Genomic DNA, 13,215 nt, shown 5'->3' with positions numbered 1-13,215 from the left:
GGCGATGGCCGAAGAAGCGACGCGCCCGCGGCTCGGGCGGGGCCTGGCCGCCCTCATCGGCGAGGTCGGGGACGAGATGTCGGTGCTCGACCGCAGCCGCGGCCAGCGCCGCGTGCCTGTGGAGTTCCTGCGCCCGAACCCCCGCAATCCACGCAAGGCCTTCGCCGAGGCGGATCTCGAGGAGCTCTCGGCCTCGATCCGCGAGCGCGGCGTCATCCAGCCAATCGTCGTGCGGCCTGCGCCCGGCCTGAGCGACGCCTATGAGATCATCGCCGGCGAGCGGCGCTGGCGCGCCTCGCAGCGGGCGGGCCTGCACGAGGTGCCCGTGGTCGTCCTCGAGGTGGATGACCGCACCTCGCTCGAATACGCCATCGTCGAGAACGTGCAGCGCGCCGACCTCAACCCCATCGAGGAGGCCGGCGGTTACGAGCGCCTCATCAACGAGTTCAGCTATTCGCAATCGGACCTCGCCACCATCATCGGCAAGAGCCGCAGCCACGTCGCCAACACGCTGCGCCTCCTGAAGCTCCCCTCGAACATCCAGACGATGCTGTCCCAGGGCGAGCTGACGGCGGGCCATGCCCGCGCGCTTCTCTCGGTGAGCGATCCGGAGGGCGTGGCGCGGCGCATCGTGGAGAAGGGTCTCAACGTCCGCGACGTGGAGCGCATCGCCCGGGAGGAGGATGCGGGCGAGGTGAAGTCCGTGCCCGAGGCCCGTGCCCGGCGCGAGAAGGATCCCGATACCCGCGCCCTGGAGCAGGCGCTGGAAGATGTGCTCGGCCTGACGGTCGCCATCGACCATCGTGGAACCGCAGGCGAGCTGCGCATCCGCTACAACAATCTCGAGCAGCTCGACGCACTCTGCCGCCGGCTGAAGGCGCTCACCGGGCGCTAGGCGGCCGCTCCGCGCTCAAGCGTTGCCGCGCCCGCGCGCCCGGACGGCGATCGCCATCACGGCCTGCGCGGCGGCGGCATCGGCGAGGTCCGGCGCCTGGCGTGTCGCGAGGATGGCACGCTGAAGGATGTCGACCGCCTCGCGCAAGAGGGACAGGCGCCAGGCCCCGAGCTGCACCTTCACGATCGCCTTGCGGCGGAAGAACAGCCCGCGCCAGGCCTCCACCACGCTGTCGGTCGAACGTCCCCCCTCCACATCGGCCCGGGCTGGCAGCAATTGCAGGCCGTGCCGCAGCAACGCGCCGAGCACCACGGACGGGTGAGTGCCCTCGCGCAGCGCGCGCCGCAGGGCCGTATCGGCGTCGGAGAGCCGGCCGGCGAAAGCTGCATCCACGACATCGTCGAGCGCATGAGCGGAGACGTCGGACAGGGCCGCGGCGACATCCGCGACGCCGATCTCCGTCTGGCCGTGCACGAAGAGAAGGAGCTTCTCGAGCTCACCCCGGCTTGCGAGCCTGTTGCCGCCGAGACCCGCCAGGAGCAGGGCACGGGCGTCGCGGTCGATGCTGTGCCCCGCCGCTTTCAGCGTCGCGTCGACGAGAGCGGTGAGGTCGCCCTCCGTGTCGGCATAGCAGGGGATGGCGAGCGCGCGGGGCGCCTTCTCGCAGAGCGTCCGGACGGGAGAGGTCTTGGCGAGATCGCCGGCCTCGACCACGATCCGCACCTCGACCGGCGCCATCTCGAGAACCGCCTGCACGGCGGGAGCGAGATTGCGGGAGGTCGGCCTGATCCAGATCGCGCGCTTAGCGCCGAACAGCCCGATCGTGCCGGCCTCGTCGGCGAGGCGGCCCGGGTCGGAAGCGACGGCGTCACCGTCGAGGCGAACGAGCTGGAACGGGTCGGCTGGGTCGGCGACCGAGGCGGCTGCGACCTTGCGGGCGCGCTCCGCCACGAGCCCGTCATCGGGACCATAGACGAGAACCACGAGGACCGATGCGTCGAGCCGCCGGAGGGCGTTCTCCGCGTCCCGGGCGTTCACGACGGCCATGGCTCAGGTCTTGGCGCGGAGCGTCAGGGCGAGCTGGTTGCGGATCTGCTCGGACAGGAGCTTCGCAAGGCGGATCTCGGCATCGCGCTGCACCCGGACCACGGCGAAGCGCTGCGGTGAGCGCTCATAGCTCGCCGATCCCACCACCTTGCCCGTCGTGACGGAGGCCCCGCCGCTGATGGCGGTCAGGGTGTAGGTCGCCTCGCCCAGCAGGGTGGAGGCGTTGGCGCGGCCGAACGTGGTGTCGACGATGGGCGATTGCAGGCTCGTCGTGACGCTGACGGCAAGCTTGTAGCGCTTGGGCTGCGGCTCGCCGGAGCCGTCGAGATCGAAGACGAGCTCGCTGCGCATGTAATGGCTGAGCCGCTGCTGCGCGACCGGCACCGTGACCGGCTCCACGTCGATGGCCGCGAGGACGGTCTGGAGGGGCGCCCCGGAGGCTGTCGGCCCGTAGAGCGGCTGGAAGCAGCCCGCGAGTCCCAAGCCCGCGAGCGCGACGAGGCCGAGCCGGCGGGAGGTGCGGAGAACGCTCTCAAGCGACGACATTCACGATCCTCTGCGGCACGACGATGATCTTGCGGATCGGGCGTCCCTCGATGGCCCGCTGCACGGCGTCGAGATCGCGCACGGCGGCCTCGACGGCGGCCTGGTCGGCATCGCGGGGCACGGTGATGTCGCCGCGCTTCTTGCCGTTCACCTGGACGGGGAGGGTGATGGTGTTCTCGACGAGGAGATCGCGGTCGACCACGGGCCAGGCGGCCTGAGCCACAAGGCCCTCGCCTCCGAGCACCTCCCAGCACTCCTCGGCAAGGTGCGGCATCATGGGGGCGAGCAGCCGTACGAAGATCGTGGCTGCTTCCCGCAGGGCCGCGCCGAGACCCGCCGCGTCGGCGCCGCTCCGGGCTTCCGTGACACCGGCCTGGAGGGTGTTGGCAAGTTCGTAGAGATGGGCGACGCAACGGTTGAAGCGCAGGCGCTCCACGTCCTCCTCGATCGCGGCGAGGGCGCGATGCGCGGCCTTGCGAACACTGAGAGCCGTTTCGCTCTCGGGACCGGCGCCGGCTTCTCCAGGCTGGTCGGCGATCTCCAGCACCAGACGCCAGACGCGCTGGACGAAGCGCCAGGCGCCCTGGACGCCCTCCTCTGTCCAGATCACGTCTCGCTCGGGTGGGGAGTCGGAGAGCATGAACCAGCGGGCGGTGTCGGCGCCGTAGCTCGCGATGATATCGTCCGGGTCGACCGTGTTCTTCTTCGACTTCGACATCTTCTCGATCGAGCCGATCTCGACGGGGGCATTTGTTTTCACGTGAAACGCCCGGCGCGTCCCGCCGTCGGTCTCGAAACGCACCTCCGCCGGCTGGACCCAGGCGCCGTCCGAGGCCTTGTAGGTCTCGTGCACCACCATGCCCTGCGTGAACAGGCCGGCGAAGGGCTCGTCGAGGCCCGCGTGACCCGTCTTGTGCATCGCCCGGGTGAAGAAGCGCGAATAGAGCAGGTGCAGGATCGCGTGCTCGATGCCGCCGATATATTGGTCGACGGGCAGCCAGCGATCCACCACCTGCGGGTCCGTCGGCCGATCCGTCAGGGTCGGGTCGGTGAAGCGGGCGAAGTACCAGGACGAGTCTACGAACGTGTCCATGGTGTCCGTCTCGCGCCGGGCCGGGCCGGAGCAGGACGGGCAGGGGACGTTCTTCCAGGTCGGGTGTCGGTCGAGGGGGTTGCCCGGCTGGTCGAAGGAGACGTCCTCCGGCAGCACCACGGGGAGCTGATCGTGCGGCACCGGCACCACGCCGCACTCGGCGCAGTGGATGATCGGGATCGGGCAGCCCCAATACCGTTGGCGCGAGATGCCCCAATCGCGCAGGCGGAAGTTTACCTTGCGCTCGGCCACCGGCGCGTTGCCGAGGGCTTGTGCCGTAAGCCGCCGGGCGACCTCCTCCTTGGCCTCCGCAATGGTAAGCCCGTCGAGGAAGCGGGAATTGATCATCCGCCCGTCGCCGTCATAGGCCGTGTCGGTGATCACGAAGGCGGCCGGGTCGATGTCGGGCGGGCACACGACCGGCGTGTTGCCGAGCCCATACCTGTTGACGAAGTCGAGGTCGCGCTGGTCATGCGCCGGGCAGCCGAAGATGGCGCCGGTGCCGTATTCCATGAGGATGAAGTTCGCCACATAGACCGGCAGGGTCCAGGACGGATCGAAGGGGTGGACCGCGCGGATTCCTGTGTCGAAGCCGAGCTTCTCGGCCCGGTCGATCGCCTCCTGCGCCGTGCCGACCCGCTTGCATTCCTCGATGAAGGCCGCGAGCTCCGGATTGCGCTCGGCCGCCGCGCGGGCGAGCGGGTGGTCGGGAGCAAGGGCGAGGAACTTGGCGCCGAACAGCGTGTCGGGCCGCGTGGTGTAGATCTCGAGGTCGCGCTCGCCGGCCGGCGTCGTGCTCGATTCGAGCGCGAAACGAACCAGCAGCCCCTCCGAGCGGCCGATCCAGTTGCGCTGCATCAGGCGCACCTTCTCGGGCCAGCGCTCCAGCCCGTCGAGGGCGTCGACGAGGTCCTGCGCGACATCCGTGATCTTGAAGAACCACTGGGTCAGCTCGCGCTGCTCCACGAGAGCGCCCGAGCGCCAGCCGCGGCCGTCGATCACCTGCTCGTTGGCGAGCACCGTGTGGTCGACCGGATCCCAGTTCACCTTCGCCTGCTTGCGGTCGACGAGGCCCGCTTTCAGGAAATCGAGGAACATCGCCTGCTGGTGCCGGTAATAGGCCGGATCGCAGGTGGCGATCTCGCGGCTCCAGTCGAGCGACAGGCCCATGCTCTTCAGCTGGCCCCGCATGGTATCGATGTTCTGGTAGGTCCAGACGGCGGGATGCACCCGGTTCTGCATCGCCGCGTTCTCGGCCGGCATGCCGAACGCATCCCAGCCCATGGGATGGAGCACGTTGAAGCCGCGCGCCCGCTTGTAGCGCGCCACCACGTCGCCCATGGCGTAGTTGCGCACGTGGCCCATATGGATGCGCCCCGACGGATAGGGGAACATCTCCAGCACGTAATAGGTCGGCCGGGGATCGTCGTTGCGGGTGCGGAACAGGTCACGCTCCGCCCAGACCGCCTGCCACTTCGGCTCGGCTTCCTTGGGATTGTACCGCTCAGGCCTCATTGCAGGCTCGATCGAACTCATGTGGGGGGTTGAAGCAGGAGCGGCTTGCGCCGCTTGACTCGCGCGGACTAGGACACGATTGCACCCGCCGGTCAACAATTTGCCCCATGAGGAGACGCCCCGATGTCCGATCCCGAGATGGTCGCGGGCCGCTATGCCGAGGTCCGCGCGCAGGTGGCCCGCGCCTGCCGCGACATGGGGCGCGACCCCGCCACGGTGACCCTCGTCGCCGTCTCGAAAACGATGCCCGCGGACGTGATCGTGCCGGTGCTGGAGGGCGGCCATCGCGTGTTCGGCGAGAACTACGTGCAGGAGGCCAAGACAAAGTGGCCTGACCTGCGCGACCGCTTCCCCGGCGTCGAGCTCCACCTCATCGGCCCCCTGCAATCGAACAAGGCCCGCGAGGCGGTGGCCTTGTTCGACGTGATCCACACCCTCGACCGGCCGTCGCTTGCCCGCGAGCTCGCCAAGGAGATCGCCCGCGCGGGGCGGGCGCCGCGTCTTCTCGTCCAGGTCAATACGGGGGAGGAGGCGCAGAAGGGCGGAGTGCCCCCGGCCGAGGCGGACGCCTTCATCGCGGCCTGCCGCGAGGAGCATGGGCTCGCGATCGAGGGCCTCATGTGCATCCCGCCCGCCGATGATCCCCCTTCGCCGCATTTCGCGCTTCTCTCCGAGATCGCCCGGCGCCACGGGCTGCCGGTGCTCTCCATGGGGATGAGCGCGGATTACGAGGCGGCGATCCAGCTCGGCGCCACGCATGTGCGGGTGGGCAGCGCGATCTTCGGGGCGCGGGGGTGACGGTCCCCCCTCCCCCTTGTGGGGAGGGGTTGGGGTGGGGGTCGGAAAGTCGGAGCTGGCGGGGAGGTGGGGAGAACGCACGCTCGTACAGTCCACTTCTGGACCGGGGCCTCCCGCGTCCCGACCCCCACCCCTTAACCCCTCCCCACAAGGGGGAGGGGGATCAGCCCATGATCTCGATCCGGGTGTTCCGCCCGATCCGGGCGAGGATGCGGGCGACGTGGCGGCGCTCGACGGCGACGCAGCCGGCGGTGGGCTCGAAGCCCGGGCGGGCGAGGTGCAGGAAGATGGCGCTGCCGCGGCCGGGGCGGATCGGGCCGCGGTTCCAGGCGATGTCCACCACCACGTCGTAGACCCGGTCCTCGCGCCACATGGCCTCGCAGCTGGCGCCGTAGGGCAGGCGGACGGGGCGGTTGTAGCGCCGGTCGCGGGGCTCGTCGCACCAGCCGTCGTCCGGGCGGAGGGGGGCGAGCGGCAGGCCGGTGCGGGGGCGGCGCATCCGGTCGGGCCGGTAATAGGCGCCGACGAGGCGGAAGCACCCGACAGGCGAGGCGCCGTCGCCCTCGCGCTTGGCCCGGGTGGTGCCGCCGCGCCCCAACGCGCACGGAAAGCTCGCGCCGCCGACCCGGATGTGCCCGCGCCTGTGGTCGAGGGGCGAGCGGTGGACGCGCAGGAGCCTCAGGCGGGTTCGTTTCATGGCACTCCTCAGGCGCCTCCGGACGGGCGTCGTCCACGTCGCATCGACGCCAATCTTGGCCGACCCCTTGTTGCCAGCCCCATAGCGATTAGTCTAACCCCAGCGGCGAGTGTCCGTGCGTCAAGGGTTTTTCGTCCGATGTCGAACGCCAACCACCTGCTCGTCGTCGACGACGACTCGGATCTGCGCGACACGCTCGCCGAGCAGCTCGGCCTCCATGGCGAGTTCGACGTCACGGTCGCCGAGAGCGCGGCGGAGGCGATCCGCAAGGTGCGAGAGCGGCGGGTGGACCTCGCCATCATGGATGTCGGCCTGCCCGACATGGACGGGCGCGAGGCGGTGCGCCTCATGCGCGAGGAGGGATTTCGCAGCCCCATCCTCATGCTCACCGCCCAGGCCTCGGATGCCGACGCGGTGCTCGGGCTGGATTCCGGCGCCAACGACTACGTGACGAAGCCCTTCAAGTTCGCGGTGCTGCTCGCGCGCATCCGCGCGCATCTGCGCCAGCACGAGGCGAGCGAGGACGCCGTGTTCCAGATCGGCCCCTACAGCTTCAAGCCCGGCGCGAAGCTGCTCGTGAGCGAGAAGGGCTCGAAGCTGAAGCTGACCGAGAAGGAGACCGCGATCCTGCGCTTCCTCTACCGGGCGGGGCAGAAGGTGGTGACGCGGGACATCCTGCTCCAGGAGGTTTGGGGCTACAACGCCGCGGTGACCACCCATACCCTCGAGACGCATATCTACCGCCTGCGCCAGAAGATCGAGCCCGACCCGTCGAACGCCGCCATCCTCGTCACGGAGAGCGGCGGGTACAAGCTCGTTCCCTGATCCATGGCGCTCGGCGACGACATCACGCTCCTGTCCCGCGCGCCGCTGCTGTCGCTGCTCGACGAGGAGGCGCTGCGGCTCCTCGCCTTCGCGGCCGACCGGCGCAACCTCCATGCGGGCGAGGTGCTGTTCCATCGCGGCGATCCGACAGATGGGGGCTACGTGGTGGTCGAGGGCGCGCTGGCGCTGCATGCCCGGCCCGGCGAGCCCGCCTTCGTGGCGGGACCCGGCGACCTCGTCGGCCGAACGGCCCTGTTCACCTCCATGCGCCGGCCCGCCACGGCCACCGCGCAGTCGGCCACGAGCGTGCTGCACGTCTCGGCGTCCCTGATGCGCCGCATGCTGGAGGAGTTCCCGCAGGCGGCCTCCCGGATGCATGCGGTCGTGGCCGCGGAGCTCACGGCCACGGTCGAGGGGCTGGCGCGGGTGCGCGAGCGCCTCGTCGCGATGGACGCCGCCTCATAGCTCCAGGACGGCGGTCACGGGCGCATGGTCGGAGGGACGCTCCCATCCGCGCGCCTCCTTGAACACCTCGACGGAGCGCAGGGCGGGATCGAGGTCGCGCGAGACCCAGACATGGTCGAGGCGCCGGCCCTTGTCGGCGGCGGCCCAGTCGGGCGAGCGATAGCTCCACCACGTATAGATCCGCTCCGGCTCGGGCCGCAGGCGGCGCATGGCGTCGATCCAGCCGCTCTCCTGGCGCAGCGTCTCCAAGGCCTGGGTCTCGACAGGCGTATGGCTCACCACGTCGAGGAGCTGCTTGTGGGACCAGACGTCGGTCTCCAGCGGCGCGACGTTGAGATCGCCCACCAGGATCGCGGGGCCGTGGGCCGGGCGCGCGTCCCGGCCCCAGGCGCGCATTTCGTCCAGGAATTGGAGCTTGTGGGCGAACTTCTCGTTCAGCTCGGGGTCGGGGATGTCGCCGCCCGCGGGCACGTAGAAATCGTGCAGCGTGATGCCGGCGGCGGCGCCCGCCTCCGCCCCGAGCGTCACGGCGATGTGGCGGGCGTCGTCCTTGCCGCAAAAGCGCATCACGTCCGTGGCGGAGAAGGGCAGGCGGGAGGCGATGGCGACGCCGTGATAGCCCTTCTGGCCGCTGAAGGCGACGTGCGGCAGGCCCATGGCGCGGATGTCCTTGAGCGGGAAGCGGTCATCGGGGCACTTCGTCTCCTGGAGGCAGAGCACGTCGGGCCGCACCGTCTCGACGAAGCGGCGCACCTGGTCGATGCGCAGGCGGACGGAATTGATGTTCCAGCTGGTGACGATGAGGCGCACGGGAGGAGCTTTCGGCGAAGGGGCTGCGCCCTCTTAGCCCATGCCTGTCCGCGGCCCCAAGGGGCTTCGCGGTCGCGCGCGTGCGGCGTGCCGGCTCAGACCTGCTGCAAAGCCTCGCGCGCCTGTTCCCGGTGCTCGGGGCGGATCGAGGAGGCGACGCCCGCGATGGCGGCCGCGAGCACGGCCGCGTCGTCCGTGAAGCCGATGATCGGCAGGAAATCCGCGATGGCGTCGGTGGGCAGGACGAAATAGGCGAGCGCGCCAATCAGCACGAACCGCACCCGCCGCGGCGTCACGGGGTCGAGCACGCAGAAATAGGCCGCGAGCACGTCCTCCGCGAAGGGCAGGCGCCGGCCCACGCGCCTCACCTTGTCCCAGACGCGGGCAAGCAGCGTGGTCTCCTCCGGCGTCGGGCCCGCCGCGTCCATCGTCTCCGGATCCCCGCTCGTTCCGCGCATGGCGTCCATCTCGGCTTTCGTGAAGGGTTTGAGGATCGACTCGCTCATCTGGCCCCTGGGTCCCGATCTCATCCAGCCAACGCTCATCCCGTCAGATGGCTCCCCGGCGGGCGCGGCGCAACGGCGACGGCTCGTTCGAAGGGCATTCACGGGCGGGCCGGTCTGGGCTAGAGCCCTTCGGGCCGGCGGGCTGCTCCGCCAACCCATGCTCTTTCGTCCAACCGACGCTCCTGGAGGAGAACACCGATGAAACTCGACAACACGATGGCGGCGATCGTCACGGGCGGCGCCTCGGGCCTGGGCGAGGCCACGGCCCGGCATCTCGCCGAGTCCGGCGCCCGCGTCGCGATCTTCGACATGAACGCGGAGCGCGGGGAGCGCGTGGCAGGCGAGATCGGCGGGGTGTTCTGCGCCGTGAACGTGGCCGACGAGGCGTCCGTCGACGCAGGGCTCACGCGGGCCCGCGAGGCGAACGGGATCGAGCGGGTGCTCGTGAACTGCGCCGGCATCGCGCCGGGCAAGCGCACCGTCTCGAAGAAGCGCGACACGGGCGAGCTCGTCTTCCACGACCTCGCCACCTTCCGGCGCACGATCGAGGTGAACCTCATCGGCACCTACCACATGATCGCGAAATCGGCCGCCGCCATGGCGGGCCTCGATCCCGTGACGGAGGACGGCGGGCGCGGGGTGATCGTGAACACCGCCTCGGTGGCGGCGACCGACGGGCAGATCGGCCAGGCGGCCTATTCGGCCTCGAAGGGGGGCGTGCTGGGCCTGACCCTGCCCGTGGCCCGCGACCTGTCGGGCTTCGGGATCCGCGTGATGACGATCATGCCGGGGCTGTTCCACACGCCGATGTTCGAGAGCGTGCCCGAGGACATCCGCAAGGCCCTGGAGGCCGGCGTGCCGTTCCCCTCGCGGCTCGGCAAGCCCGCCGAATATGCCCGGCTCGTGCGGGCGATCATCGACAACGACATGCTCAACGGCGAGACGATCCGTCTCGACGGCGCGCTGCGCATGCAGCCGAAATAGGGGCTTTGGCCTCTCCCCCTGCCCGGGGGGAGAGGCGCCCGGTCAGTTGCGGACCGAGATCACCCGGCCGCCCTGGGCCGCGACCGCCGTGCGGTCCTGCACCACGGCGGTGTCGGGCTGCGTGCGGGCCTCGGTCAGGATCGACGAGGGACCGGTGTCCACGATGCTGATGCAGCCGCTGCAAGCCGCGGCGAGGAGGCCCGCGCCGAGGAGACGGAGAGCACGGCGGTGGCGGAGTACGGAAAACAGGAGCATGGGACGCTGGGCCTCGCAGAATCGGGGTGCGGGTCCTTGTAGCACGGCCGTGGCGGCGGCGATCAATCCGTGAGAGGCCGTGCCTCCTCGGGCAGCATGATCGGGATGCCGCCGCGGATCGGGTAGGCGAGCTTCGCCTGCCGGCTCACGAGCTCCTGGGCGGCCGCGTCGTAGACCAGCGGCCCCTTGGTGAGGGGGCAGACGAGAAGCTCGAGGAGCTTGGGGTCGACGCGCGGCGCGGCGTCGGTCGGGGTGTCCATCGGCGTGTCTTGGCTCATCGGTCTCTCCCAGGGCGGACCCGTCTCATGGCGCAGGCGCGTCCCGGCGTCCAGCTATTGCAGGGTCGGCTCCTCGCCCTCCCCGCCGCGGGCGAGCTCGAACTCGGTGACGCCCACGAGGATCTCGGCGCGGCTCTTCAGGTCGGGGGCCTCGAGCATGGCCTGCTTCTCGCGCACGCCGAACGGGCTCATCATGCACAGCGCGTTCACGAGGGCCTCGTTGGGTGCCTCGTTGACGCCCTTCCAGTCGACCTGGATCTCCTGCGCCGTCACGAAATCGCGCAGCGCCCGCACCACGGCCTCCCGGTCGACCGCCTCCTCGCCCAGGCGCGGGGTGAAGTCGGACGCGAAGGCGTCGTAGGACACCTGCGCCTGGCGGTAGGGAGTAGTGGACGGGATCTCCTCCTCCAGGCGGAAGCGCGCGATCCCGGTGAGGGTGATGAGGATGCGCCCGTCCCCCGTCTCGGCGAACTGCGTGATGCGGCCGGCGCAGCCCGCGCGGTAGAGCTTCGGCACGAGCGGCGAGCCGCCGCCCTCCGCGTCCGGCTGGATCACCCCGATCACCCGGTCGCCGCGGATCGCGTCGTCGATCATGGCGAGGTAGCGCGGCTCGAAGATGTTGAGGGGCATCTGGCCGCGGGGCAGCAGCAGGGCGCCGGGCAGCGGGAACAGGGGGATCAGCCCCGGGCAGTCCGCGGGGCCCTTATAGGCGACGTTGATGGCCATGGCCTGTCCTCCTCCAGCGTTGCGGCCGGGTGCCGGCCGCCGCGCGCTCGGCTTCAACCTAGTGCGCTTCGCGCCGGCGCGGACGCGGCGCGCCGACGCACGGGCGCCCTCCCCCTACCGGAACAGGATCGCGGAGAGCTTGCGCCGGCCCTGGATCGTGACGGGATCCATGGGCCCCCAGGCTTCGAAGAACTGCAGCAGCTGCTTGCGCGCGCCGTCGTCGTTCCAGGTGCGGTCGCGGCGCACGATCTCGATGAGCCGCTCCACCGCCTCCTCCCGCTGCCCGCGGGCATTGAGCGCGACCGCGAGGTCGAAGCGGGCGCCATGGTCGTCCGCATCGGCGGCGAGGCGGCGCTCGAACTCCGCGGTGTCGCCCAGGGTCTCAGCCTGGGCCGCGAGCTCGATCGCCGCGCGCGCGCCGGCGATGGCGGGATCGTTCGCCTTTGCGGCGGGCGCCATGGCGAGGAAGCGGCGCGCGCCCTCGAGATCGCCCGCGTCGACGTGCAGCTTCACGAGCGCCGCGATGGCGGCGACGTTCTCGGGATCCTCCTGGAGCACCCCGGCATAGAGCTCCGCCGCGCCCTCGGCGTCGCCCTCCGCGAGAAGCGCCTCGGCTTCCGCCAGGACGTCCTCCACCGCGCTTGGCCCCAGGGGACCGACCAGGCGCTCGATGAAGCCTTTGATCTGGCCCTCGGGCAGGGCGCCCATGAAGCCGTCGACGGGCTGCCCGCGGGTGAAGGCGATCACCGCGGGGATGGACTGGATGCCGAGCTGGCCCGCGATGCCGGGATGCTCGTCGATGTTCATCTTCACGAGCTTCACCTTGCCGCCCGCGGCCTTCACGGCCTTCTCGATCACGGGGGTGAGCTGCTTGCAGGGGCCGCACCATGGCGCCCAGAAATCCACCAGCACGGGCTGGCGCATCGATTCGGCGATGACGTCCTGGCGAAAGCCGGCGGTCGTCGTGTCCTTGATCAGCGCGTCCGGCGCGGCGGGACCTTCGGCGAGCATGGGCGGGAGCGCTCCAGAGAAGACGTGAGTTGAAGTCAAGATGGGATGCCGTCCCCGCTCCCGCCAGCCCCGTCGGGTTTGGGGAGAGCGAGGATGCGGGGCGGGTGGCCCGTGGCCTCGAGAAACCGCACCAGGTCCTCGCGGGCGAGCGTCGTGGTGGCGGTGTTGACGAGGGGATGGACGTTCACCTGCGGGTGCGCCATCAGCGCCGCGTCGAGGGTGACGTCGACGCTCGCGGGCACGTCGTTCATCACGGCGAGCGGGGTGACGGAGCCGGGCTCGACGCCGAGCGTCGCGCGCAGCAGGTCGGCCGAGCCGAAGCTGAGGCGGCCCGACGCGCCGAGCGTCTCGTGCAGGCGCTTGAGGTCGATCGGGGTGTGGGCCTCCGCCGTGACGAGGAAGAGGCGGCCCTTCTTGTCCTTGAGGAAGAGGTTCTTGGAGTGCCCGCCGGGGATGCGCTCCTTCACGGACGCCGATTCGGCCACCGTGAACACCGCCTCGTGCTCCGTCGTCGCGTGGGGGATCGCGAGACGGTCGAGGAGGGCGAAGAGGTCGGCGGGGCTTGCTGGCATGCCGGGCTCTTAGCGGGTCGGGCCCCCCGCCTCAAGGCTGGGATGCGCCCGGCGCCCCCCGACGAGCGCCGCCCTGCTCCCTCCCCCCTTGCGGGGGAGGGCTGGGGTGGGGGGTGACGGCGGTGTCCTACCCGAAAAGATCACCAGCCGATCGGGTGCGTCCTGTTCTGCTCCACCTCAGCCGTCACCCCC

At 70.6% G+C, this 13,215-nt stretch carries 16 protein-coding genes; 5 read left to right on the top strand and 11 right to left on the bottom strand.

Annotation, left to right across the window (positions count from 1 at the left end):
* Nucleotides 1–4: 4 nt before the first annotated feature.
* Nucleotides 5–895, top strand: coding sequence for a ParB/RepB/Spo0J family partition protein (locus F0L46_RS07535; protein WP_149816452.1), 891 nt, complete (start codon nt 5–7; stop codon nt 893–895).
* A 15-nt stretch (nt 896–910) separates the two neighbouring features.
* On the opposite strand, the gene holA is transcribed toward F0L46_RS07535, so the two are convergent.
* The 3 genes from holA to leuS are packed head-to-tail and all read right to left on the bottom strand — an operon-like array spanning nt 911 to nt 5,096.
* The gene (gene holA, locus F0L46_RS07530; protein WP_149816451.1) at nt 911–1,942 is read right to left on the bottom strand and encodes a DNA polymerase III subunit delta; all 1,032 of its coding nucleotides are present in this window, start codon (nt 1,940–1,942) and stop codon (nt 911–913) included.
* Nucleotides 1,943–1,945: 3 nt separating this feature from the next.
* Entirely contained in the window at nt 1,946–2,488 is a 543-nt protein-coding gene (locus F0L46_RS07525; RefSeq protein WP_149816450.1) for an LPS assembly lipoprotein LptE, read from the bottom strand.
* Entirely contained in the window at nt 2,475–5,096 is a 2,622-nt protein-coding gene (leuS, locus tag F0L46_RS07520) for a leucine--tRNA ligase (protein ID WP_149816449.1), read from the bottom strand. The genes F0L46_RS07525 and leuS overlap by 14 nt, the downstream gene beginning before the upstream one ends.
* A gap of 123 nt (nt 5,097–5,219) precedes the next feature.
* On the opposite strand from leuS, the gene F0L46_RS07515 reads away from it, so the two are divergent.
* Nucleotides 5,220–5,894, top strand: a complete 675-nt coding sequence (locus F0L46_RS07515) for a YggS family pyridoxal phosphate-dependent enzyme (protein WP_149816448.1) — start codon at nt 5,220–5,222, stop codon at nt 5,892–5,894.
* 163 nt (nt 5,895–6,057) lie between these two features.
* Here the strand turns inward: F0L46_RS07515 and F0L46_RS07510 are convergent, their stop codons facing one another.
* On the bottom strand, nt 6,058–6,591 hold the full coding sequence (locus F0L46_RS07510) for a L,D-transpeptidase family protein (protein ID WP_149816447.1): 534 nt from the start codon (nt 6,589–6,591) through the stop codon (nt 6,058–6,060).
* A gap of 138 nt (nt 6,592–6,729) precedes the next feature.
* Here F0L46_RS07510 and F0L46_RS07505 point away from each other — a divergent pair, with 138 nt between their 5' ends.
* Together F0L46_RS07505 and F0L46_RS07500 are read left to right on the top strand one after the other, a co-directional pair.
* A complete protein-coding gene (locus tag F0L46_RS07505; RefSeq protein WP_149816446.1) occupies nt 6,730–7,416 on the top strand; it encodes a response regulator transcription factor in 687 nt (228 codons plus the stop codon).
* Between the two features lie 3 nt (nt 7,417–7,419).
* Nucleotides 7,420–7,881 (top strand): cyclic nucleotide-binding domain-containing protein, encoded by a 462-nt coding sequence (locus tag F0L46_RS07500; protein ID WP_149816445.1) that lies wholly within the window; start codon nt 7,420–7,422, stop codon nt 7,879–7,881.
* Here F0L46_RS07500 and F0L46_RS07495 read toward each other — a convergent pair.
* On the bottom strand, nt 7,876–8,691 hold the full coding sequence (locus F0L46_RS07495) for an exodeoxyribonuclease III (RefSeq protein ID WP_149816444.1): 816 nt from the start codon (nt 8,689–8,691) through the stop codon (nt 7,876–7,878). The genes F0L46_RS07500 and F0L46_RS07495 overlap by 6 nt on opposite strands.
* Nucleotides 8,692–8,786: 95 nt before the next feature.
* Nucleotides 8,787–9,197, bottom strand: a complete 411-nt coding sequence (locus F0L46_RS07490; RefSeq protein WP_149816443.1) for a YkvA family protein — start codon at nt 9,195–9,197, stop codon at nt 8,787–8,789.
* A gap of 198 nt (nt 9,198–9,395) precedes the next feature.
* Here F0L46_RS07490 and F0L46_RS07485 point away from each other — a divergent pair, with 198 nt between their 5' ends.
* Nucleotides 9,396–10,181, top strand: coding sequence for an SDR family NAD(P)-dependent oxidoreductase (locus F0L46_RS07485; protein ID WP_149816442.1), 786 nt, complete (start codon nt 9,396–9,398; stop codon nt 10,179–10,181).
* 42 nt (nt 10,182–10,223) lie between these two features.
* Here the strand turns inward: F0L46_RS07485 and F0L46_RS07480 are convergent, their stop codons facing one another.
* The 5 genes from F0L46_RS07480 to F0L46_RS07460 form a co-directional block, all read right to left on the bottom strand.
* Nucleotides 10,224–10,436 (bottom strand): hypothetical protein, encoded by a 213-nt coding sequence (locus tag F0L46_RS07480; protein ID WP_149816441.1) that lies wholly within the window; start codon nt 10,434–10,436, stop codon nt 10,224–10,226.
* A gap of 62 nt (nt 10,437–10,498) precedes the next feature.
* Nucleotides 10,499–10,696: a Trm112 family protein gene (locus F0L46_RS07475; protein WP_149816540.1), complete on the bottom strand. Its 198-nt coding sequence runs from the start codon at nt 10,694–10,696 to the stop codon at nt 10,499–10,501.
* A gap of 72 nt (nt 10,697–10,768) precedes the next feature.
* Complete coding sequence (locus tag F0L46_RS07470; RefSeq protein WP_149816440.1) at nt 10,769–11,440, bottom strand: LON peptidase substrate-binding domain-containing protein; 672 nt, start codon at nt 11,438–11,440, stop codon at nt 10,769–10,771.
* A gap of 114 nt (nt 11,441–11,554) precedes the next feature.
* Complete coding sequence (gene trxA, locus F0L46_RS07465) at nt 11,555–12,451, bottom strand: thioredoxin (RefSeq protein ID WP_149816439.1); 897 nt, start codon at nt 12,449–12,451, stop codon at nt 11,555–11,557.
* A 35-nt stretch (nt 12,452–12,486) separates the two neighbouring features.
* The gene (locus F0L46_RS07460; protein ID WP_149816438.1) at nt 12,487–13,023 is read right to left on the bottom strand and encodes a prolyl-tRNA synthetase associated domain-containing protein; all 537 of its coding nucleotides are present in this window, start codon (nt 13,021–13,023) and stop codon (nt 12,487–12,489) included.
* Nucleotides 13,024–13,215 lie beyond the last annotated feature (192 nt).

Source organism: Salinarimonas soli (assembly GCF_008386575.1).
Taxonomy (GTDB): domain Bacteria; phylum Pseudomonadota; class Alphaproteobacteria; order Rhizobiales; family Beijerinckiaceae; genus Salinarimonas_A; species Salinarimonas_A soli.
This window is presented reverse-complemented; position numbering and strand designations above follow the sequence as displayed.